Annotated in this window: 22 protein-coding genes; 9 read left to right on the top strand and 13 right to left on the bottom strand. The window is 67.8% G+C overall.

Going from position 1 to position 20,705, the window contains the following annotated elements; translation table 11 throughout:
* Nucleotides 1-314: 314 nt before the first annotated feature.
* Complete coding sequence (locus tag BUR94_RS12960) at nt 315-1,175, top strand: acylneuraminate cytidylyltransferase family protein (protein ID WP_074256625.1); 861 nt, start codon at nt 315-317, stop codon at nt 1,173-1,175.
* Here BUR94_RS12960 and BUR94_RS12955 read toward each other — a convergent pair.
* The gene (locus BUR94_RS12955) at nt 1,067-1,765 is read right to left on the bottom strand and encodes a hypothetical protein (RefSeq protein ID WP_139301280.1); all 699 of its coding nucleotides are present in this window, start codon (nt 1,763-1,765) and stop codon (nt 1,067-1,069) included. The two genes, BUR94_RS12960 and BUR94_RS12955, sit on opposite strands and share 109 nt — an antisense overlap.
* A 165-nt stretch (nt 1,766-1,930) precedes the next feature.
* Here BUR94_RS12955 and BUR94_RS12950 point away from each other — a divergent pair, with 165 nt between their 5' ends.
* Nucleotides 1,931-3,097, top strand: a complete 1,167-nt coding sequence (locus BUR94_RS12950) for an alpha-hydroxy acid oxidase (RefSeq protein ID WP_074256623.1) — start codon at nt 1,931-1,933, stop codon at nt 3,095-3,097.
* 7 nt (nt 3,098-3,104) lie between these two features.
* Here BUR94_RS12950 and BUR94_RS12945 read toward each other — a convergent pair whose 3' ends face one another.
* Entirely contained in the window at nt 3,105-4,280 is a 1,176-nt protein-coding gene (locus tag BUR94_RS12945; protein WP_074256622.1) for an MFS transporter, read from the bottom strand.
* A gap of 141 nt (nt 4,281-4,421) precedes the next feature.
* Here BUR94_RS12945 and BUR94_RS12940 point away from each other — a divergent pair, with 141 nt between their 5' ends.
* From BUR94_RS12940 to BUR94_RS12930, 3 genes are all read left to right on the top strand, one after another.
* The gene (locus tag BUR94_RS12940; protein ID WP_074256621.1) at nt 4,422-4,787 is read left to right on the top strand and encodes a VOC family protein; all 366 of its coding nucleotides are present in this window, start codon (nt 4,422-4,424) and stop codon (nt 4,785-4,787) included.
* Nucleotides 4,788-4,912: 125 nt separating this feature from the next.
* Entirely contained in the window at nt 4,913-5,563 is a 651-nt protein-coding gene (locus tag BUR94_RS12935; RefSeq protein ID WP_074256620.1) for a 50S ribosomal protein L25/general stress protein Ctc, read from the top strand.
* A gap of 143 nt (nt 5,564-5,706) precedes the next feature.
* A complete protein-coding gene (locus BUR94_RS12930) occupies nt 5,707-6,948 on the top strand; it encodes a GAF domain-containing sensor histidine kinase (RefSeq protein WP_074256619.1) in 1,242 nt (413 codons plus the stop codon).
* A 37-nt stretch (nt 6,949-6,985) separates the two neighbouring features.
* On the opposite strand, the gene map is transcribed toward BUR94_RS12930, so the two are convergent.
* Complete coding sequence (map, locus tag BUR94_RS12925) at nt 6,986-7,732, bottom strand: type I methionyl aminopeptidase (protein ID WP_074256618.1); 747 nt, start codon at nt 7,730-7,732, stop codon at nt 6,986-6,988.
* A gap of 74 nt (nt 7,733-7,806) precedes the next feature.
* Between map and BUR94_RS12920 the strand changes: the two genes are divergently transcribed.
* Both BUR94_RS12920 and pth read left to right on the top strand, forming a co-directional pair.
* Nucleotides 7,807-8,448: a glutathione S-transferase family protein gene (locus tag BUR94_RS12920; RefSeq protein WP_074256617.1), complete on the top strand. Its 642-nt coding sequence runs from the start codon at nt 7,807-7,809 to the stop codon at nt 8,446-8,448.
* 77 nt (nt 8,449-8,525) lie between these two features.
* Nucleotides 8,526-9,254 carry an aminoacyl-tRNA hydrolase gene (gene pth, locus BUR94_RS12915; protein ID WP_074256616.1) on the top strand — a complete coding sequence of 243 codons (729 nt, stop codon included), beginning with the start codon at nt 8,526-8,528 and terminating at the stop codon, nt 9,252-9,254.
* Nucleotides 9,255-9,293: 39 nt separating this feature from the next.
* Here pth and BUR94_RS12910 read toward each other — a convergent pair whose 3' ends face one another.
* A complete protein-coding gene (locus BUR94_RS12910; RefSeq protein WP_074256615.1) occupies nt 9,294-10,202 on the bottom strand; it encodes an MBL fold metallo-hydrolase in 909 nt (302 codons plus the stop codon).
* 96 nt (nt 10,203-10,298) lie between these two features.
* On the opposite strand from BUR94_RS12910, the gene BUR94_RS12905 reads away from it, so the two are divergent.
* Complete coding sequence (locus tag BUR94_RS12905) at nt 10,299-11,201, top strand: endonuclease/exonuclease/phosphatase family protein (protein ID WP_074256614.1); 903 nt, start codon at nt 10,299-10,301, stop codon at nt 11,199-11,201.
* Nucleotides 11,202-11,378: 177 nt separating this feature from the next.
* Here BUR94_RS12905 and BUR94_RS12900 read toward each other — a convergent pair whose 3' ends face one another.
* The 6 genes from BUR94_RS12900 to BUR94_RS12875 all read right to left on the bottom strand — a co-directional run bounded on the left by BUR94_RS12900 (nt 11,379) and on the right by BUR94_RS12875 (nt 17,295).
* Nucleotides 11,379-12,101 (bottom strand): glutamine amidotransferase, encoded by a 723-nt coding sequence (locus BUR94_RS12900; RefSeq protein ID WP_074256613.1) that lies wholly within the window; start codon nt 12,099-12,101, stop codon nt 11,379-11,381.
* Between the two features lie 43 nt (nt 12,102-12,144).
* Entirely contained in the window at nt 12,145-13,368 is a 1,224-nt protein-coding gene (locus tag BUR94_RS12895) for a mandelate racemase/muconate lactonizing enzyme family protein (protein WP_074256612.1), read from the bottom strand.
* A gap of 264 nt (nt 13,369-13,632) precedes the next feature.
* Entirely contained in the window at nt 13,633-14,823 is a 1,191-nt protein-coding gene (locus BUR94_RS12890) for an endonuclease/exonuclease/phosphatase family protein (protein ID WP_074256611.1), read from the bottom strand.
* Nucleotides 14,820-15,809 (bottom strand): threonine ammonia-lyase, encoded by a 990-nt coding sequence (locus BUR94_RS12885; RefSeq protein WP_074256610.1) that lies wholly within the window; start codon nt 15,807-15,809, stop codon nt 14,820-14,822. The genes BUR94_RS12890 and BUR94_RS12885 overlap by 4 nt, the downstream gene beginning before the upstream one ends.
* The gene (locus tag BUR94_RS12880; RefSeq protein ID WP_074256609.1) at nt 15,788-16,609 is read right to left on the bottom strand and encodes an alpha/beta fold hydrolase; all 822 of its coding nucleotides are present in this window, start codon (nt 16,607-16,609) and stop codon (nt 15,788-15,790) included. The genes BUR94_RS12885 and BUR94_RS12880 overlap by 22 nt, the downstream gene beginning before the upstream one ends.
* Nucleotides 16,609-17,295, bottom strand: a complete 687-nt coding sequence (locus BUR94_RS12875; RefSeq protein ID WP_074256608.1) for a haloacid dehalogenase type II — start codon at nt 17,293-17,295, stop codon at nt 16,609-16,611. Before BUR94_RS12875 ends, BUR94_RS12880 begins: the two co-directional genes overlap by 1 nt.
* A gap of 101 nt (nt 17,296-17,396) precedes the next feature.
* Here BUR94_RS12875 and BUR94_RS12870 point away from each other — a divergent pair, with 101 nt between their 5' ends.
* A complete protein-coding gene (locus BUR94_RS12870; RefSeq protein WP_074256607.1) occupies nt 17,397-17,834 on the top strand; it encodes a VOC family protein in 438 nt (145 codons plus the stop codon).
* On the opposite strand, the gene BUR94_RS12865 is transcribed toward BUR94_RS12870, so the two are convergent.
* Genes BUR94_RS12865 through fabB form a run of 3 tightly spaced genes read right to left on the bottom strand, consistent with a single transcriptional unit; the run spans nt 17,814 to nt 20,674 of the window.
* Nucleotides 17,814-18,599, bottom strand: a complete 786-nt coding sequence (locus BUR94_RS12865) for a metalloprotease (protein WP_074256606.1) — start codon at nt 18,597-18,599, stop codon at nt 17,814-17,816. The two genes, BUR94_RS12870 and BUR94_RS12865, sit on opposite strands and share 21 nt — an antisense overlap.
* Before the next feature lie 54 nt (nt 18,600-18,653).
* The gene (locus tag BUR94_RS12860) at nt 18,654-19,442 is read right to left on the bottom strand and encodes an enoyl-ACP reductase FabI (protein ID WP_074256605.1); all 789 of its coding nucleotides are present in this window, start codon (nt 19,440-19,442) and stop codon (nt 18,654-18,656) included.
* A 5-nt stretch (nt 19,443-19,447) separates the two neighbouring features.
* Nucleotides 19,448-20,674, bottom strand: a complete 1,227-nt coding sequence (fabB, locus tag BUR94_RS12855; protein WP_074256604.1) for a beta-ketoacyl-ACP synthase I — start codon at nt 20,672-20,674, stop codon at nt 19,448-19,450.
* Between the last annotated feature and the right edge of the window lie 31 nt (nt 20,675-20,705).

Here is a 20,705-nt window from a genome sequence, read left to right as displayed (position 1 = left end):
GCCCCAGCCGGAGGGCTGCCCTGGTGTGCAACCGGCGAGAACACCGCAGGCTTGGCGAGCTTGCTCGGGTCAGCGTCGCGGGCGCGAGCATATCGCGATTCACATCGATGGCTTCAGCCAAGGCGCGCAGGTGGCTGAAAATGCCGCGCCAGCGCACTCGCGCGGAGGTGCCGGGGTTGATCTGCCAGAGCGATCCCGGCTAGCGTCTCCTTGCACTTACTATTTTCATTTTTCGTGATTTTTTCCCGTCCGTGCAGCCCGACCGACCTTCGCGGCGCTCGACATCATATTCAGCAACCACTGAGATTTTTTCCATGACCCGAAAAAGCACCGTCTACGCCTTCATTCCCGCCCGGTCCGGATCGGTCGGCTTGCCACACAAGAACATCCTGCCCATCGCCGGGCACCCTCTGTTGGCCTACGCCATTGCGTTCGGCAAGGCCCTCGGTATCGACCGGGTGATCCTATCGACGGATCCCGAGGAATATGCCGAGATCGGGCGGCACTACGGGGCCGAGTGCCCCTACCTGAGAGGGGCCGAGGCGAGTTCGGACACCGCCATGGAAGAGGACATCCTCGCCGACATGGAGGCCAACCTGCCGCGGTTCGGGATCGAGATGCCCGACATCTGGCTGCGGCTGAAGCCCACCAACCCGTTCCGCAAGGTCGAGGATGTGCGCCGGGCCATCGACCTGCTCGAGGCGAGACCCGATGTGGACTCGGTGCGCCATGTCAACGCATCCGAAACCCGGCTCTGCGCGATCAACGACGAGGGCTTTCTCGAGCCGCTCATCTCGGGCTGGCCGGAGGGCCGTTCGGTCATACGTCGGACGGAGTTTCCCACGGCCTACCAGGTCTTCAATCTCGACGTCCTGCGCCACGAGAACCTGGCGAAGTTGGGATCGGGCTACATGGGCAAGCGGGTGCTCCCGATCATCGGCGACGCGATCACCGGGATCGACATCAACAACAGGGATGATTTCGACGTGGTGAAGGCGCTCATCGAGATGCAGCCAAGACCGGAGGTGGTCGCCCAGCACCTCGTGGAACCCCAAGAGCCCGCCTATCAGCCCTGTTCCGATGACCAGAGCGGCAACCCGGTATCCTCCGAAAGGGCACGGTCGGTGGCGAAGACCGGCAGGCCGAGGTCGCGCAGCCGGGCGAAGATGCCCTGATCGGCATCCACATGGATGCGGGTATAGTCCATGGTCGTATAGGAGGCCCCGCCTGACCGGAAAGAAATGCCCGCCACGGCCACGCGGCTTGCGCCTGCGGCCAATGCAAGGAGGACCGCGCGCAACCCCATGGAGGGTCCATAGGACCTGTGCAGCGTCACGGGGCCCGGATGCAGCACGCTGTTGTAGATCGTGCCGACGTCGAGCCGATGGAGGACTTGCAGCGTGTCGTAGGTGTAGCCGATCTCGGCAAGCAGGCGGCGCTGAACCTCACACTGTGGATCTTCGCGGAGTGGGAAAAGGACGAGATGCCCGGTTCTGCGGCCCGCCAGCCGTTTCAGCTTGTCGGCACTGGTTGCCTTGCCGTCGCCCATGGTTGAGCGCATGCAGGTGATGTGGGGGGCTTCGACGCCAAGAGCTTCGAGCGACAGCTGCGCCGCGTTGGCCGTGATGATCGTATGCCCCTCCAGTAACTCCGGCGGCACAACGGGGTCCGGCGCTGACCCGAAGACCAGGACATCTCCCTGCATCGCAGGATAGGGAGGTTTGCCGCGGAGTGCGGCCCGAATGCTTCGGCCAATGTTGATCACTGCTCCGGTGTCTCCGTCTTGCCCCGGACCCGATTTAGCCGACGCCGTGCCGCGCGGCCATAGCAGGCTTGCCGGATCCCCGGCGCGTTGTGGCAGGCGGAGTGCGGCTTGCCTTCCCTCCCTCACGATTGGTAAACAAACCTGACCACTCCGGGAGCCAGCATCATGACCGTCATTACCTGCATCGACGACCTCAAGCGCATCCACAAGCGCCGCGCGCCGAAGATGTTCTACGATTACTGCGAAAGCGGCAGCTGGACCGAGCAGACCTTCCGCGAGAACACCTCGGATTTCGACAAGATCCGCCTGCGCCAGCGCGTCGCCGTGGATATGTCGGGCCGCTCCACCGAGAGCACCATGATCGGCCGCAAGGTGGCCCTGCCCACCGCGCTCGCGCCCGTGGGCATCTGCGGCATGCAGCACGCCGACGGCGAGATCCTCGCGGCCAGGGCGGCCGAGAAGTTCGGCGTGCCCTTCACGCTCTCCACCATGTCGATCTGCTCGATCGAGGACGTGGCCGAGGCCACCTCCGCGCCCTTCTGGTTCCAGCTCTACACCCAGAAGGACACCGACTTCACCGACAACCTCGTGCGCCGGGCCAGGGAGGCCAAGTGCGAGGCGCTGGTCATCACCCTCGACCTGCAGATCCTCGGCCAGCGCCACAAGGATCTGAAGAACGGTCTGACCGCCCCGCCCAAGCTCTCGGTCCCGGTGCTGCTCGACCTCGCCACCAAGTGGCGCTGGGGCCTGCAGATGCTGCAGACCCCGCGCCGCGAGTTCCGCAACATCGTCGGCCACGCCAAGGGCGTCGGCAACACCCGCTCGCTGCATGCCTGGACCTCGCAGAACTTCGACCAGACGCTGGACTGGGACAAGGTCAAGCGGCTGATGGATCAATGGGGCGGCAAGGTGATCCTCAAGGGCATTCTCGACGGCGACGATGCCGAGGAGGCCGCCAAGCTCGGGGCCGATGCGATCGTGGTCTCCAACCACGGCGGCCGCCAGCTCGACGGCGCGCTGAGCAGCATCCGCATGCTGCCCGAGATCGTCGAGCGCGTGGGCTCCAAAACCGAGGTCTGGCTCGACAGCGGCATCCGCTCGGGCCAGGACATCCTCAAGGCGCTGGCGCTGGGCGCCAAGGGCACGATGATCGGCCGGGCCTATGTCTATGGTCTTGGGGCGATGGGGCAGGAGGGTGTCGAGAAGGCACTCGAAGTGCTGCAACGCGAGATGGATATCTCCATGGCCCTCTGCGGCAAGCAGAACCCCTCCCAGTTCGGGCGTGACATGCTGCTCGTGCCCGAAGACTTCGGCGGCCGCTGGCAGGCCTGAGCCCGGCTCAGCCCGCTTCCGCCCCCGCGTCTGCCTCGGTGCCCCGCGCCGAGGCGCGCAGCGGGATCAGCAGCAGCGGGGCCAGGGCAACCAGCAGTGCCACGGCCACAAAGGCCATCCGCAGCCCGGCCAGCTCCGAGATCGCACCCAGCAGAGGCGGCCCGATGAAGAAGCCGCTGTAGCCGATCACCGCGGCCCGGCTGATCACCGCCGGGCGCAACTCGGCCGGCGAGAGCCGGCCCGCCAGGGCAAAGACCATCGGCGCGATGACCGACACGCCGAGGCCCAGGATGCCGAAGCCCGCGTAGGCCACCAGCGGCGTCGGGGCCAGGGCGGCCAGCAGGGCGCCCGCCGCCGTGACCAACGCCGCCAGCAGGGTGATCCGCGCCTCCGACACCCGCGCCGTGGCAAACTGCCCGGCCAGCCGCCCCGCGCACATGGTAAAGCCCAGCATCGCCGGGCCGATCGCGCCTTCCGCCGCGCCGCCGCCGAGCGTGCGCTCGATGTGCAGCGCCGACCAGGCCTCGGTCGCCTGTTCGGCGAGGAAGGCCAGCAGGATGATCGCCCCGCCCCAGAAGGCCACCGGCGGCAGGGTCACGCGCGGCGGTTTCACGGCGCCCCGCACCGGCGGCGGCAACTCGCGCTGGAGCGCGATGACCCCGAAGGCCGCGGCGAGCAGGCCGAGCCCCGCGAAGGTGGCCGCCGGGGAGGTGCCGCCGTCGCGCAGCAGGCCCGCCACCAGCGCCGCGCTGCCATAGGCCAGCGAAAAGGTCGCGTGGTTGAGGTTCATCAGCGAAGCGCCGGTCCTGGCCTCGATGGCCGAGAGGCGCGCGTTCATCACCACGTCGAGCAGCCCCGCCGCGCCGCCCGCCAGCACCATGGCGGCGGTGAAGACAAGGATGCCCTCCGCCCACATCGGCGCCTGAAACAGCGCCGCGAGCAGCCCGCAGCCCAGCGCCATCGCCGCCCGCCCGAACCGCGCATCGAAGCGCGGCGCCAGCCACATGGCCGAGATCGAGCCGACCGCCGCGCCCAGCAGCACCAGGCCCCAGGTGCCGTCATCCGCGCCGATCCCGGCCTTCAGCTGCGGCGTGTAGGCCGCGAAGGCGCCCCAGAAGATGCCCACCGCCGCAAAGGGCGGCAGGGTGCGGCGCGAGAGCCGTATGGCGGGCAGGAGCGACATGGCCAAATCCCGATCACGGCCCGCGCTCCGAAGCAAGCGCCAAAGCGCAGATGTTCCCCCGCGGCCGCCCCCCCGCCGCAACAAGCCATCGCCCCGGCGGCCCCTTTGTGCCATGATCGGCCAGGGCTGGAGGAGGGCGCCATGGAGAAGGTCACGGGGATCGGCGGGGTGTTCTTCCGGGCGCGCGATCCGCAGGCGCTCGCGGCATGGTATCGCGATCACCTCGGGATCGACCCGATCTCCGAGAGCCTCTGGACCCAGAACGCCGGCCCCACGGTCTTTACGCCCTTCGACCAGGACACCGCCTATTTCGGCCGGCCCGAGCAGCAATGGATGATCAACTTCCGGGTCCGCGACCTCGATGCGATGCTGGCCCAGCTCGCCCGCTCCGGCCTGGCCGCCGAGACCCGTGCCGAATGGGACACCCCCGAAACCGGGCGCTTCGCCCGCATCCACGACCCCGAGGGCAATCCTGTCGAACTCTGGGAGCCGCCGCCCGCGCGCTAGCGCCGGGCCGGCAGCGCCCGCGCGCCCCGAATCCCCTTGCCAAACGGCCCTTGCCCCTCTAAGGGAGCGCCTTCACGCGGGCATACAGCCTTGGAGGATGTCCGCCTCAACCTTGGAGAAATCAAATGGCTGGTCAGATTCCTGATCTTATTGCCGAAGCACGCACGGGGACAGGCAAGGGCGCCGCTCGTCAGGCTCGGCGCGATGGCATGGTTCCCGGTATCGTCTACGGCGGCGGCGCCGACCCGGTGGCGATCAACCTTCCCTTCAACAAGCTTCTGACCACCCTGCGGGCCGGTCGCTTCATGTCGACCCTCTTCAACCTCAAGGTCGAAGGCCAGGAAGACGTGCGCGTGATCTGCCGCGGCGTCCAGCGCGACGTGGTGAAGGACCTGCCCGTGCACGTCGACTTCATGCGCCTCAAGCGCACCTCGCGCGTCAACCTCTTCATCCCCGTCGAGTTCGAGAACGAGGGCGCGGCCCCCGGCCTCAAGAAGGGCGGCGTGCTGAACGCGGTGCGCCCCGAGGTCGAGCTGATGGTCACCGCCGGTGACATCCCCGAAAAGCTGGTCGTGGACCTGACCGGCCTCGACATCGGCGACACCGTGACGATCTCCTCGATCACCCTGCCGCAGGGCACCAGGCCCACCATCGACCGCGACTTCGTGATCGCCAACATATCCGCCCCGTCGGGCCTCCGCTCCTCGGGCGGTGACGACGAAGCCGAAGACGTGGCCGCCGACGAGGTGCCGGCGACGGAGCAGGCCGAGGAGTGATCCTCGGGCGCTGACCGATCTTTCAAGGGGCGTCCCGCGGGGCGCCCCTTTCTTCTTGGGGTGCCGTCGGGTCCGGGGCGGAAGGCAGTTGAGTTCTTTCCGGGCCTGTGGAACCTTTCGGCGGGTTCAAAGCGGGGCGATCCATGAGCGACGCGGTACAACGGTCTGCGATCATGCAGGACCATTCGGTGTTTCAGGCCGGAAATCACGACTTCCAGTCGGATATCGAAATGCTCGCCTCCAGCGAGCTCGTCGGCACCATCCTCGAAACCGTCATGCTGGCGACCGACACGCGCTTCGCCGCCGTGGCCCGTGTCACCGCCGATCGCTGGGTGGCCTGCCGCACCGTCGACGAGGTCAACTTCGGCCTCGCCTCGGGCGACGAGATCGAGATCCAGTCCACCTTCTGCCAATCGGTGCGGGAGAGCGCCCAGAAGGTGCTGTTCAACGACGTCGCCACCGACGATGTCTACCGCAACCACCCCATCGCGATGAAATTCGGCATCGTCAGCTATGCCTCCATCCCGATCCTGCGCAGCGACGGCACCTTTTTCGGCACCCTCTGCGCCATTGATACGGTGCCGCGCAACATCAAGCACCCGCGGGCGGTGGCGATGCTGGAGATGTTCGCCGATCTCATCGGGCGCAGCCTGGAGACCGAGGAACGCCTGAGCGCGCAGGAGGAGCTGGTGGAGAACGAGCGCAGGCTCGCCCGGCTTCAGGAGGAGTTCGTGGCGGTGCTGGGCCACGACCTGCGCAACCCGGTGGCCGCCTTCGAGGCGGGGCTGCGGCAACTCGGGCACGAACCGCTGAGCGACCGGGGCAACACCCTGCTGTCGCTCATGCGCGCCACGGTGCGCCGGATGAACGACCTGATCGAAAACATCATGCTGCACGCCAAGAACCGGCTGGGCGGGGGCCTCCGCATCAGCGCGGTGCCCGACGCGCCGCTGGCGCAGGCGATCACCGAAGTGGTCGAGGAGATTCGCGCCGCCACGCCCGAGCAGGAGATCCGGCTCGATCTCGCCTTCGACCGGCCGGTGAGCTGCGATCCCGCGCGGGTGGCCCAGGCGGTGTCCAACCTCCTGTCCAACGCGGCGCGCCACAGCCTGCCCGGCACGCCCGTGGAGCTGCACGGCACCGTCGAAGGCGGCGTGACCCTCATCACCGTCTCCAACCACGGCGAGGAGGTGCCCGAATCCGTGCGCGAGCGGCTGTTCAAGCCCTTCGAGCGCGGCTCCGAGGAGCGCGGCGAGGGCCTGGGGCTCGGGCTCTACATCGCCGCCTCCATCGCCACGGCCCACGGCGGGCGGATCGCTGTCGATTGCGAGGGCGGCGTGACGCGCTTCACCCTCTCGCTTCCCGTCCTGCCCGCCGAGGCCTGACGACCCGAGGGGCTCACCCCGGCCCTCACCCCGGCCCTCACCCCGGCAATGTCACCGTGATCGGCCTGCCGCGGGTGGCCACCACCGTGTGCTCGTATTGCACGCAGGCGGCGCGGGGGCTCGCCATCAGGCTCCAGCCGTCGCCGCCCTCCTCGGCCCAGCGCCCCCCGCGTGAAAGGAAGGGCTCCACCGTCAGCACCAGCCCCTCGGTGATCTGGCGCCGGTCCCGGCTGGGCCAGGTCGGAATCTCCTCGGGATACTCATGCAGCGCCCGCCCGGTGCCATGGCTGGCGAGGTTGCGGATCAGGCTGTAGCCGCGCCCGGCGGCAAACTGGCCGATCGCATTGCCTATGGCCCCGATCGGTCGCCCGGCGCGCACCTGGGCGATGCCGATCTGGCAGGCCCTGCGGCCATCGGTGCACAGGCGCCTGAGTGAGGCCGGCACCTCGCCGACCCGAAAGCTGGCGCCGGTATCCGCAAAAAATCCGTTCTTCGAGGCCGAAACGTCGATGTTGACCAGCCCCCCGGCACAAATCACCTCCGGCCCCGGTATGCCATGGGCGATCACATCGCCCGTGCTGATGCAGGTCGCGCCGGGAAAGCCGTAGCACGACCGCGGGGCCGAAACCGCGCCCTCCCGCTCCAGCAACTCCGCGCCGATCGCATCCAGCTCTGCGGTGGTCATCCCCGGCTCCAGCGCGCGTCCCATGGCGCGCAGCACCTCCGCCACGATCCGCCCGATCTCGCGCAGACCGTCGAGGTCGTCTTCATGGGTGATCGTCATCTCGGGGTCCTTCGGCAGTGCCTTGGCGCGGTCGGGCGCAGGGGCTTAGGATAGCGTGACAGGGAGGATTGCCAATGGCCGAGGCCGTCACGCTGCACGGGTATCACTTCAGCGTCTACATGCGGGCGGCGCGCATGGCGCTGGCCCTCAAGGGCGTGTCCCACGCCGAGCGCGAGGTGAACCCCTTCGACGCGGCGGGCCGCGCCGGGCTGATGGCGCTCAACCCCTTCGGGCGGGTGCCGGTGCTGACCCACGGCAGCTTCACCCTCTACGAGACGGCGGCGATCACCGGCTATGTCGACCGTGCCTTCGACGGCCCGCCGCTGATGCCCTCGGGCGCGCAGGCCGCGGCGCGAGCCGCGCAGGTCATCGGCATCGTCGATGCCTACGCCTATGTGCCGCTGGTGCGGCAGGTCTTTTCGCACGCGGTCTTCCGCCCCGCCGAGGGCCACCAGGGCAGCGCCGAGGTGGTGGCCGAGGGGCTGCGCGTCGCGCCCCGCCCGCTCTCTGCGCTCGAGGCCATCGCCGCCGAGGCCATGGTGCTCTCCGGCCCGCTCACCCGCGCCGACTGCCACCTTGTCCCGATGATCGACGCTTTCAGCCGCGCCGAGGCCGGGGCGGAGATGCTGGCGCAGTTCCCGGCGCTCTCTGCCTGGTGGGCGCGGGTCCGCGAGGCGCCGGTGGTCATGGCCTCCGATCCGGGCCTGCCCGGCTGATTGGCGGCACACCGGCCCCGCGAAGGGTGGATTTTCCCCGCCGCACAGGGCATTGAACCCGACAAAGGGAGCACCACATGCAACTCTGGGTCGGGCTCGGCAATCCGGGCGAGAAATACGCCGGAAACCGGCACAACATCGGCTTCATGGCGCTGGACCGCATCGCCGCCGACCATGGCTTCGCGCCCTGGCGCGCCAAGTTCCAGGGTGAGCTGTCCGAGGGCCGGTTCGGCTCCGAGCGCATCGTGCTGCTGAAGCCCATGACCTTCATGAACCTCTCCGGCCAGTCCGTGGGCGAGGCCATGCGGTTCTTCAAGCTGGAGCCGCCCGACGTGACCGTGTTCCACGACGAGATCGACCTCGCGCCGGGCAAGCTGCGCTGCAAGGCGGGCGGCGGCCACGCGGGCCACAACGGTCTGCGCTCGATCCACGAGCACATCGGCCCGCATTACGACCGCGTGCGCATGGGCGTGGGCCATCCGGGCCGCAAGGAGGCGGTGCCGGGCTGGGTGCTGAAGGATTTCGCCAAGCACGATGCCGAATGGCTTGACGACATGATGCGCGGCATCTCCGACGGCGCGGGCGAGCTGGCCTCGGGCGATGCCGGGCGCTTCATGAACGCCGTGGCCCGCCGGATGCAGCCCGCCCGCCCGGAAAAGGCGCAGCCCGCAGCCGCGAAACCCGCCGCCAGCCCGGCCCCCGCGCCCGAGCCCGAGCCCGTGTCCAAGCCCAAGCCCGAAGCCGCGCCCGAACCCGCGCCAGAACACCGCTCGCCGCTCCAGCGCCTCGTCGACAAGTTCCGCTAGGCCGGGCGGGCAGGGGGGGCCGAGGGCTGGCCCGGCCCCCTAGATCGTCACCCAGCGATAGCCGTCGCCCGCCTTCTCCGCCCGCCCGATCGCGCCGGGCAGGTGAAAGCCCACCAGCGGCATCTGCTCTGCCGCCAGCCGGTCCATCAGCGCCACGCGGGTCGCGGCGGCCGTCGCCTTGTCCTGGTCGGAGTTCACCTCCCAGCCGGGCCGCGCGAAGGCCACGTGGTGATTGCCGATCGCATCGCCCACAACCATCACGCTCTCGCTGCCCTGCCGGATCTCGAAGCCCATGTGCCCGGGCGTGTGCCCCACGCAGGCCACCGCCGCCACGCCCGGAAGCACCTCCTCGCCATCGTCGAAAAACACCACCGCGTCCTCGATCGCCTCCATCCGCCGCCTGGCGCCCACCGCAAAGGCCTGCCGCTCGGCGCCGATGGTGTCGACCGTCTCCGGGTTCCACCAGTAGTCCCACTCGGCCCGGCCCATCATGTAGCGGGCATCGGCAAAGAGCGGCTCGTCGAACTCGTCCAGCAGGCCCCAGATGTGATCGGGGTGGGCATGGGTGAAGATCACGTCGGTCACATCCTCCGGCGCCACCCCGGCGCCCTCGAGGTTCTGCACCAGCTCACCCGCGGAGGGCATGAAATCCGGCCCCGAGCCCACGTCGAAGAGCACCACCCGGTCGCCCACCTGCAACAGCGTCACGTTGCAGGGCGGCTCCAGCGCGGTGCTCGACACGCCCATCGGCGTCACGATGGCCGCCACCTCCTCCTCGGGCAGCCCCTCGAAGATGAAGGCGCCCGGCAGCATCAGGGTTCCGTCGCTGATGGCCGTCAACCTTGCCTCGCCCAGCATCATCTCCGCCATGCCGCGCAGGGGCACCACGCCGCCCGCCACCACGCCCGCCGCCGCTCCGGCCACGAATCTCCGCCGCGTTATCCGCATATCGTCCTCCCATATCCATTTATCTGAATATGACTCGGCCTCGCCAATCAGGCAATGAGAGATGGACCTGCGCGCGCCAATGGCTACCCTCCGCCCATGCGCCGCGCCCTCCGCCTCACCGCCCTCCTCCTGCTGGCCCTGCCGCTCCTGGCCTGCGCCCTCCACGTCGCCCATTCCGGCTCCGCCCCGGTGCCGCCCAAACCGGCAAGCGCCCTGCGCGTCGCCAGCTACAACGTCCACTACATCGTGCTGAACCGGGCCACCGGCGACTGGTCCGTGGCCGACTGGGAGCGCCGCCGCGCGCCCATGGCCGAGGCCCTCCGCACGATCGACGCCGACATCATCGCCTTCCAGGAGATGGAGAGCTTCCGGAGCGGCAGTGACGGCTCCACCAACCTCGCCCGCGATTACCTTCTGGCCGAACTCCCCGCCTACCGCGCCGCCGCTGCCGGACCCTGGCAGAGCTTCCCGGCCACCCAGCCCATCTTCTACCGCGCCACCCGCCTGCGCCCGGTCGATGAAGGCTGGTTCTTCTTCTCCGACACGCCCGAGCAGATCTATTCCCGCACCTTCAACGGCTCCTGGCCCGCCTTCGCCTCCTGGGCCGAGTTCGCCACGGCAGACGGCCAGCGCCTCCGCGTCGTCAACGTCCACTTCGAGTACAAGAGCCGCTCCAACCGCCGCCTCTCCGCCGCCCTCGTGCGCGACCGCCTCGCCCCCGTCATCGCCTCGGGCACCCCGGTGATCCTGCTCGGCGACCTCAACGCCATGCACGGCGCCAACACCCTGCGCACCCTCGAGGAGGCCGGGCTCACCTTCGCCCCGACCCGCGGCGCAACCTATCACCTGAACGCCGGAATCAACCTCCTGGGCGCGATCGACCACATCGCGGCCAGCCAGGGCATCACGGTCTCCAGGCCCCTGGTGCTGAGAGAAAAATTCATGGGCGAATGGCCGTCAGACCATTACCCCGTCTATGCCGATATCACCCTGCCGTAACGCATCATCCATGCGGAGCACCCGGCCGGCACCGCCGGCCAGCGCCCGCCCCGCCCCCCCCCGGGGCGGGCGCTTCGGTTACGTCATGCTGAACGGCGCCGGGGCGAGCTGCGGTCATGGCAACGCTTGTGGAGAGCCGCCCCGCGCGGGACGGGCGCTGGCCTCAGCGCCCCCCGCTCACCCGTAGCGCGCCACGAAATTCCGCAAGATCTTCTCCGGCTCCGTCACCTGCGCCGCGCGGCACATGGCAATCAGCCCATCCGCCTCGGCGGGGTCAAAGTACCCCTTGTTGCGATAGACCCTGATCCGCGTCTCGAAGCCCGCCGCATCCGCCTCGGGGTGAAACTGCGTGGCATAAACATTGGCCCCGTATCGCACCATCTGGTTGGGGCAGGGCGCGCTCTCCACCAGCCGCACGCAGCCCTCGGGCAGCACCTCCATCGCCTCCTTGTGGCCGACGAAGGCATCGAACTCCGGCGCCACCCCCTCCAGCAGCGGATCGGCCTCCACCACTCGGCAGGCGCTGGTGCCCACCGGCTCGCCATAGCGCCCCTTGGCCACCACGCCTCCCAGCGCCTTGCCCAATATCCCGATCCCGTAGCAGCAGCCGAGAAACGGAAAATCCCGCTCCGCCACCTCGGGCATCAGGCCCAGCACGGCGGCCTCGATCCGGGCCTCCACCGGGGTCTTGTCCTCCGGCGCATCGCTCACGCAGCCGGGCCCGCCGCCGACGATCACCCCCGCGTAGTCGTCCAGCCGCACCGCCCCGAGCGTCTCGCAATCCAGCCGCACCCGGCGCACCTCACCCTCCGTCAGCCCGCCCTTGGCGAGAATGGCGGCAAACTCGTCGTCGCTGGCCTCGGTCTCCGGCCGCAACTGCAGAACAAGAAATGGCTTCATGGGCGCGGTCTAAACCCTCCGCCGGGCAGGTGAAACCCACCCGTCACCGCGGCGCCCCGCCTTCAAAGGCATTCGGCGCATCGTAGCGGCACGGCCCGTCCTGCATCTCCAGGTGCAGCCCATCGCCCTCCCAGGGGTGCGCCCGCGCCAGGGCCTCATCCACCTCGATCCCCAGCCCCGGCCCCTCGGGCGGGATCACATGGCCCTCCTCCACCCGGATCGTGCCCTTCACCAATGCGCGGTGAAATGCGGTCTCGATGCATTCCACCATCAGCAGGTTGGGGATCGCCACGCCCAGCGCGATGTTGGCGGCAAACTCCACCGGCCCGGCATAGAGATGCGGGGCCACCGTCACGTTGTAGACCTCGGCCATGGCGGCCACCTTGCGGGCCTCGCCAATGCCGCCCACCCGGCCAAGCGCCGGTTGCAGGATATGCGCCGCGCCCTGCCGCAGTACCGGGGCGAACTCCGCCTTGGTGGTCAGCCGCTCGCCGGTGGCCACCGGCACAGGCTGGCCGCCGGCGACCTTGGCCATGGCGGCCGCATTGTCGGGCGGCACCGGCTCCTCGAACCAGAGCGGCCCGGTGTGGGCAATCGCACGGCCCATCCTGAGCGCGCCCGACACGCTGAACTGCCCGTGGGTGCCAAAGAGCAGGTCCGCCCGGTCGCCCACGGCGGCCCGGATCTGCTCGCAAAAGGCCACCGACCGGCTGATGTCGCTCATCGAGGGCTCATGCCCGCCGCGCACCGTGTAAGGCCCCGCCGGGTCGAACTTCACCGCCGTCCAACCTTCCTCGACCCTCTTGAGCGCCACCTCGGCGGCCATCTCCGCGCTGTTCCAGAACTCCGGCAGCGCCATCCCCTCCTCGGGATAGAGGTAGGTGTAGGCCCTGAGCCGTTCATTCGTGCGCCCGCCGATCATCGCCCAGACGGGCCGCTCCCGCGCCTTGCCGATGATGTCCCAGCAGGCCATTTCCAGCCCGCTGAAGGCCCCGATCACCGTCAGGTCAGGCCGCTGGGTAAAGCCCGCCGAGTAGGCCCGCCGGAACATCAGCTCGATGTTCTCCGGGTTCTCCCCCGCCATGTGCCGGGCAAAGACATCCGCGATGACGGCCCGCATCGCCTCGGGGCCCACCGAGGCGGCATAGACCTCGCCCCAGCCGGTAATCCCGCAGGCGGTGGTGAGCTTCACCAAAATCCAGTAGCGCCCGCCCCAGCCGGGGGCAGGGGGCGAGGTGACGATGATATCGAGATCGGCAAGTTTCATGGTGCTACCCCATCACGTTGCGGCCCGCCCGTCCACGGGTCCGTTCCGGCCCGGCACCGGCTCGCGGCCGGGTCGCCAGGCCGCCCCCGACCCTCCGCGCAGCGCCCGCTCGGCTAACCCTGTTTCGGCCCACCCATGCATTTTTGAATATGTATGGGATGTGCATGGGTTGTGCATCGGTTGTGCATGTGTGGAATCCGGCACAGGTGGGCATTTCGTGGTTAATTTAACCAGTTTCCATTCATTTCTGCATGGCACAGCCGGTCAGTCGACCAGTCGCAGGTGCGCCATGATCTGCCCGTGGTCCGAGGCGAGCTTGTTGTAGGGCGCTTCGGGGTGCGATCCGTCGGTCAGATGGTCGTTGAAGACGCTGAAATACTCCATGCTTCCAAGGGCTTGCCCGAAGTCTGGGTGAAAGTGCCGCGACAGCAGGATCTGGTCGATGCTCTCGTAGACCCCGCCGAAGGCCGCCGTGTAGACCATGTCGCGCAGGCTCTTCCGCACAAACAGCTTTTCCGCCGAATGAAGCCGCATCGAGTCCACGCTCTCGGTGATTTGTGCAGCCTCTTCAACGCTGTAGCGGTCGCCTTGGTGGCGCGCGTCATGCCGGCGCATCCAGGCGTAGTTCTTGAACGGTGCCTCCCCGGTGATGATCTCCGTGCTCACCGCGTGCTCGCCATCGTTCAGATCGCCCAACACTATGACAGGATTGCCTTTTTCCAGCTCCGCCACGACCTCGCGCCGCAGCACCCAGGCCTCCGCCATGCGCCTGAGTGCGCTGCGTAAAGACCCCATCGAGCGGCCCACCGGGTCATAGTCCAACAGGTTGGCTTCATTGGCAAATTCGGCGCCCTGCGGGGTGATGAACTCGCCCAGCTTGCTCTTCAGATGGCAGTTGAACACGGTCACCACATGGCGGCCCACCGGCACCTTCACCTTCAGAATGGGGCGCGAAAGCCGGTTCAGGGTGAAGCTCCCCGCGCCCCCGCCGCCCAGATCGCGGAGCGGGATTTCCAGCGGTTTTTCAAGCTCTTGCACCACCACCGGCGGTTCGGCAAAGCCGTTGCGCGACAGCACCGCCAGCCCCGGCCGCCGCTCTCCCGGCGCGCCGTCATTGAGGTTCGCCGCAAAGGCCAGCGCCGCATCGCCATAGGGCTCATAGGCCAGCTTCCGGAAAATCGCCTTCCGGTGATAGGGCTTGGACGCATCCGGCACCGAAACCGCGTTCGACGCCTCCCCCAACCGATCCGCCTGCGCCACCACGGCCCGCAGGGCATCTTCTTCGAAAATCTCTTGAAATCCAACAAGATCGGCGTTCAGCGAGGCGAGCTGATCGGCCAGCCAATTGGCCTTCCAGGCGTATTCCTCGCGGGTGTATTTCTCGAAGCGGTAGTACTCCTTCTCCGCTCCGATCAGGTTCTTCACGTTGAAGCTGGCCACCGTCCATTCGGTCATGCGGCGTCTCCGTAAGTCCTTATCGCCTCGGCAAAAACGCCTGCGTCCACGTTGCCGCCGCTGACCACGACCACAACATCCTCGCCCTCGATCGCATCGCCTTGAAACAGCGCCGAGGCCAGCGCCACGGCACCGCCCGGCTCGACCACGATCTTCAGCCGCAAGAAGGCCTGGGCCACCGCCCTGAGCGCCTCTTCGTCGCTTACCGCCACCCCCGGCCCACAGAGCCTCTGCATGATCGGAAAGGTCAGCTCGCCCGGTTGCGGGGTCACGATGGCATCGCAGATCGAGCCCCCCAAGGCGTTGTTTTTCTGGATCATTCCGCTCGCCAGCGAGCGCGCCACATCGTCAAAGCCCTCGGGTTCCGCCGGTCGCACCCTGAAGCCCGGCGCGGTCCGCTCGAGCGCCAGCGCGATCCCCGAGGTCAGCCCGCCGCCGCCGCAGCACACAATCACGTCGCCCCCGGTCACCCCCGCTTCGGCCGCCTGCCGGGCAATCTCCAGCCCGCAGGTGCCCTGCCCGGCAATCACCAGCGGCTCGTCATAGGGCCGGATCAGCGTGAGCCCCCGCGCCTCGGCCAGCTCCGCGCCGATCGCCTCGCGGTCGCCGGTGGCGCGGTCATAAAGCACCACCTCGGCGCCGTAAGCCCTTGTATTCGCGATCTTCACGGCAGGTGCATCCTCAGGCATCACGATCACCGCCTCGCGCCCATGCGCCCGCGCCGCCGCAGCGACGCCCTGCGCATGGTTCCCCGATGAATAGGCCAGCACGCCGCCCGCGCCCTCCAGCGCCGAAACCGCCGACCACCCGCCCCGAAACTTGAAGCTCCCGGTGTGCTGAAGGCATTCGGCCTTCACCCACACGCGCCGCCCGGCGATCGCGTCGATGAAGGGCGAGTTCAGCAGGGGTGTTTCGCGCACATGGCCCGCAAGCCGCCCGGCGGCGGCCTCTATCATCTGAAAATTCAACGCATTTTCTCCAGCCATTGATCGAGCGCCTTCAGCGCCTCGGGCTCGTCCAGAAAGGGGATATGCGCGCGGTCCGGCACCTCGGCATAGATCATCTCGGGGTGGACCTGCCGCATCTTGCGCGCCGCGTCCTGTGTGAGCAGGTCGGAGTTCTCGCCCCGGATCAGCGCCAGCGGCAGGCCTTCGAGCGCCTCGAAGAGCGGCCAGGCCTCGGGAATATCGCCCTCGAAGGCGGCCAGAAACGCTTGCCTCAGGGCGGGATCGTAATTGATTTTCAACCCTTCCGGTGTCTCATCGTAATGTTTCCGCGCCTCTTCGAGCCAGCGTTCGGGCGGCACGTTAACGAAACCCGGCATTGCGCCGGGGTAGGCTGCGGCCAGAACGGCGTGAGTCTTTGCCGCCGGGTTGCGGCCGACGTAATCGAAGATCCGCTCCAGCCCGTCGCGGTTGAGCGCGGGGCCGACGTCGTTGAGGCAGAGGCCCATCACCTTGTCGCGGTGCATCGCCGCGAGGCCCATGCCGATGAGCCCGCCGCGCGACGTGCCCAGAATGGCGACCCGGCCGAGGCCGAGGTGGTCGAGCAGTTCGAGCTGGTCCCTGGCCTCCTGCGGCACCGTGTAGGTCGCGGCCCCCGACCAGCCCGAGCCGCCGCGGCCCCGGTAATCGGGGCAGATCAGGCGGCAGCCGGTGAGGTGCGGGGCCACGTAGTCGAAGTCGCTCGCATTGCGGGTGAGACCCGCGAGGCAGAGGAGCGGCAGGCCCTCGCCCTCGTCACGGTAGTGAATACGAGTGCCATCCGAGGTGGTGAAGCTGGGCATCAGAGCCTTCCTGCAAGGTCGGGAATAGGGGTGAGATCCGTGAGCACATGGCTAGGTTGCCAGGGCAGGCGGTCCAACGGCAGGCCCGACCGGTTGACCCAGGCGGTGTTGAAGCCGTAGCCCGCGCCGGCGGCGGCATCCCAGCCGTTGGAGGAGACAAAGAGCACCTCGGCGGAAGTCACGTTCAGGGTGGTTCCTACCAGGTCGTAAACGCTGCGGTCGGGCTTGAACACGCCCACATCCTCGACCGAGATCACCGCGTCGAGCAGCTCGCCGATCCCGGCGGAGGTGACGGCGCCCATCAGCATGTCGGGCGATCCGTTGGAGAGGATGGCGGTGGCAAAGCCTGCGGCCTTCAAGGTGCCAAGCATTTCAGGCACTTCCGGGTAGGCTGACAGCTCGAAGTAAAGCGCCAGCAGCCGCTCGCGCAGCTCTGCGTCGTCGAGCCCTTGCTCCTCCATCGCATAGTCCAGCGCCTCGCCGGTCACCTGCCAGAAATCGGCATGTGCACCGGTGATCGCCCGCAGCCAGCTGTAGCCGAGCTGCTTGTTGCGCCAGGTCTCGGCCAGCGCCTGCCAGCAGGCTGCGAGGCTCTCCCGTCCCGGTTCTGCCGCCGCCTCCCGGGCCGCCGCCGAAACGTCGAACAAAGTGCCATAGGCATCGAAAACGCAGGCCTTGATCGTCATTTCTCTCCCTTTCCCGCGGCAGACTGGCACAGGCCCGCACGGGGCGAAAGGGCTGTGGTAGAGTGCGGGGAGGAATCGCGCAGACCAAGGAGGCGAGACACATGTCGCTCAATCACGGCAAGGTCTGGTGGACCGAGTTGATGACCCATGACGCCGAGGCAGCGCGCGCGTTCTACGAGGCCACCTGCGGATGGCGTTTCGAGGTCGTGCCGACCTCTGGCGGCGCCTATCACGTTGCACATGCCCACGGCGGGCGCGTGGCCGGGATCATCGCTCTCCCCGAGAGCATGGCCGGGGTCTCCCCCCACTGGTTCACCTATCTCGCGGTCGATGACGTGGATGCCACCGTGGCGGAGACCGGTGACCTGGGAGGTGAACTCCTGCGCGAACCCTTCGACATTCCGCACGCGGGGCGCATCGCGATCGTCAAGGATCCGTCCGGAGCCACCGTGGGGCTGATGACGCCCGTCGAAGAGCGGATCGGCGCGGTGAAGGGCGAACCGGACGGCGACGCGGGCCTACAGAACGTACCGCTCTAGCAGCGCCCAGCCCCCCCAGAAATGGGCCGCCGTGGTAAACACATAGGCCGCGGCTGCGAGCCCACCCTGAGCCTTGCTCATCGGCCGCTGGTGGCGGGCCTCGTCATGGGCGCTGAAGAGCGACTGGGCAGAGAGCAGCGCGAAGCAGAACAGCATGGTGGATTGCATCCACAGCGCGGTAGCGGCGAAGGCCGCGCTCATGCCCATGCCCACCACCCGGCCCAGCGGAGGCCAGAAGGTCTGCGCCAGGATCTTCACGCAGCGTCCGCCGTCGAGCGGCCAGAAGGGCAGCAGGTTGAAGAAGTTCAGCGCCCCGGTAACGATGGCGAAGACCCAGGCGGCATGGGCGATTTCCGGTGCCCGCCAGGCAAAGACCTCCGAAACGGCAAAGCCCATGACCATCGGCGCAATGCAGATGCCGGGGCCCATCAGCGTGATGAAGAAGCTCTCGGCCTGGGTGTCGGGCAGGCGGTTCGAGATGGCCACTCCGCCCATCAGGGGAACCAGGCGGAAGCGCGCATCGGTGTGGCCCGCCACCCGGTAGGCGGCGACATGGCCGAATTCGTGAACCACGACCGAGAGCGTGAGGGCGATGCCGTAGAGCGGGCCAAGAAACCAGGCTGCCAGACCGAAGGCGGCAAGGCCCAGCATCAGGCCCTGGCTGTCGAGCGAATGCACGGTCATCCCGCGCGGCGCCACGAGGCCGCCACGCAGCGAGACGGCGGTAAAGGCGCATAGCGCGAGAGCGAAGATCAGCAATGTCATGCGCCGGACATGGCCCTGAAATCAGGCCTCAATTTGGCGTCGACAAGGAAATGGTCAGAGGTTCTCGGGCTGCGGCATGGAGAGCACGTGAAAGCCGCCGTCGACCCGCACGATCTCGCCCGTGGTGCAGGCGCCGTAGTCCGAGGCCAAGTAGACGGCGGTTCCGCCCACGGCCTCCAGCGTGGCATTGGCCCTCAGCGGGGCGTTGGCCTCGGTCAGCCGGAAGGTCTTGCGCGCCCCGCCGATCGCCGCGCCTGCCAGCGTTTTCATCGGACCGGGAGAGATGGCGTTCACGCGGATGCCGTCCGGGCCGAGATCGTTGGCGAGGTAGCGCACCGAGCTTTCCAGCGCCGCCTTGGCCACGCCCATCACGTTGTAATAGGGCGTCACCCGGTTGGACCCTTGGTAGGTCAGCGTCAGCAGGGTGCCGCCGTTCTTCATAAGGGGCGCCGCGCGTCGGGCCACGTCGATGAAGGAGAAGCAGGAAATGCAGAGCGAGTTCTTGAAGTTGTCGCGCGTGGTATTGATGAAGCGGCCGGTCAACTCGTTCTTGTCGGAGTAGGCGATGGCGTGAACCACGAAGTCGAGCGCGCCCCAGCGTTCGCCGATCAGGCCGAAGGCCGCATCCATGCTCTCGTCGTTCATCACGTCGACATCGACCAGGAAGTCGGAGCCCAGGCTCTCTGCCAGCGGTTCGACCCGCTTGCCGAAGGCCTCGCCCTGGTAGCTGAACGCGAGTTCCGCGCCCTCCGTGGCCATGGCCTTGGCGATGCCCCAGGCAATCGACCGATCATTCGCCACGCCCATGATGAGGCCGCGCTTGCCCCGCATCAAATCAGCCATGATAACTATCCGTGATACTTGCTCAAAATAAGCGATCCGTTGGTGCCGCCGAAGCCGAAGCTGTTGGAGAGCACGGTATCGAGATCAACGTCAAACTTGGTTTCGGTCACGATCTCGCCGGGACGCAGGCCCGGATCGAGGTCGGTCACGTTGGCCGAGGCCTGGATGAAGCGATTTTCCATCATCAGGACGGAGTAGATGATCTCCAGGACGCCCGTGGCGCCCTGGCTGTGGCCGGCCAGCGATTTGGACGACGAGATCGGCGGCATGTTCTCTTCGCCGAAGACCCGGCGGATCGCCTCCACCTCCACCACGTCGCCCACCGGCGTCGCGGTGCCGTGGGCATTGATGTAGTTCACCTTGCGATCGCCGATGGTGGAAAGCGCCAGCTTCATGGCGCGCTCGCCGCCCTCGCCGGATGGGGCCACCATGTCGGCCCCGTCGGAGGTGGCACCGTAGCCGGTGACCTCGGCGTAGATCTTGGCGCCTCGGGCCTTGGCGTGCTCGAGTTCCTCGACCACCACCACGCCGCCGCCGCCAGAGATGACGAAGCCATCGCGGGTGGCGTCATAGGGCCGGGAGGCCTTGGTGGGGGTGTCGTTGTACTTGCTGCTCATCGCGCTCATCGCGTCGAAGAGGCAGGAGAGTGTCCAGTCCACCTCTTCGCCGCCACCGGCAAAGACCACGTCCTGCTTGCCCATCTGGATCTGCTCCACCGCGTTGCCCACGCAGTGCAGCGAGGTCGAACAGGCGGAGGTGATCGAGTAGTTGATGCCCTTGATTCCGAAGGGCGTGGCCAGGCAGGCGGAGTTGGTGGAACTCATGCAACGGGTGACCATGAAGGGCCCCATCCGCTTGGGCGAGCCCTTTTCCTTCACGATCGAATGGGCGGTGAAGAAGTTCGAGGTGGAGGGGCCGCCGGAGCCCATGATCAGGCCGGTGCGCACGTTCGACACGTCGGATTGCTCCAGCCCGCTGTCCTTCACCGCCTGTTCCATGGCGATGAAGTTGTAGGCCGCGCCAGGGCCCATGAACCGCAGATTGCGCTTGTCGATATGGTCCTCGACGACGATATCGGGCTTGCCGTGGACGCAGGACCTGAAGCCGTGCTCTGCATATTCCGGGGCCGCCGTGATGCCCGAACGCCCTGTCTTCAGGCTTTCGGTGACTTCTTCGGCGGTGATCCCGATCGGCGAGACGATCCCGATTCCGGTGATGACGACGCGACGCATGAAACCTCGTGTTCTGTTGGGGCTGGCCCTT

Origin of the sequence: Vannielia litorea (assembly GCF_900142295.1) — a bacterium.
In the GTDB taxonomy this organism is placed as follows: domain Bacteria; phylum Pseudomonadota; class Alphaproteobacteria; order Rhodobacterales; family Rhodobacteraceae; genus Vannielia; species Vannielia litorea.
This window is presented reverse-complemented; position numbering and strand designations above follow the sequence as displayed.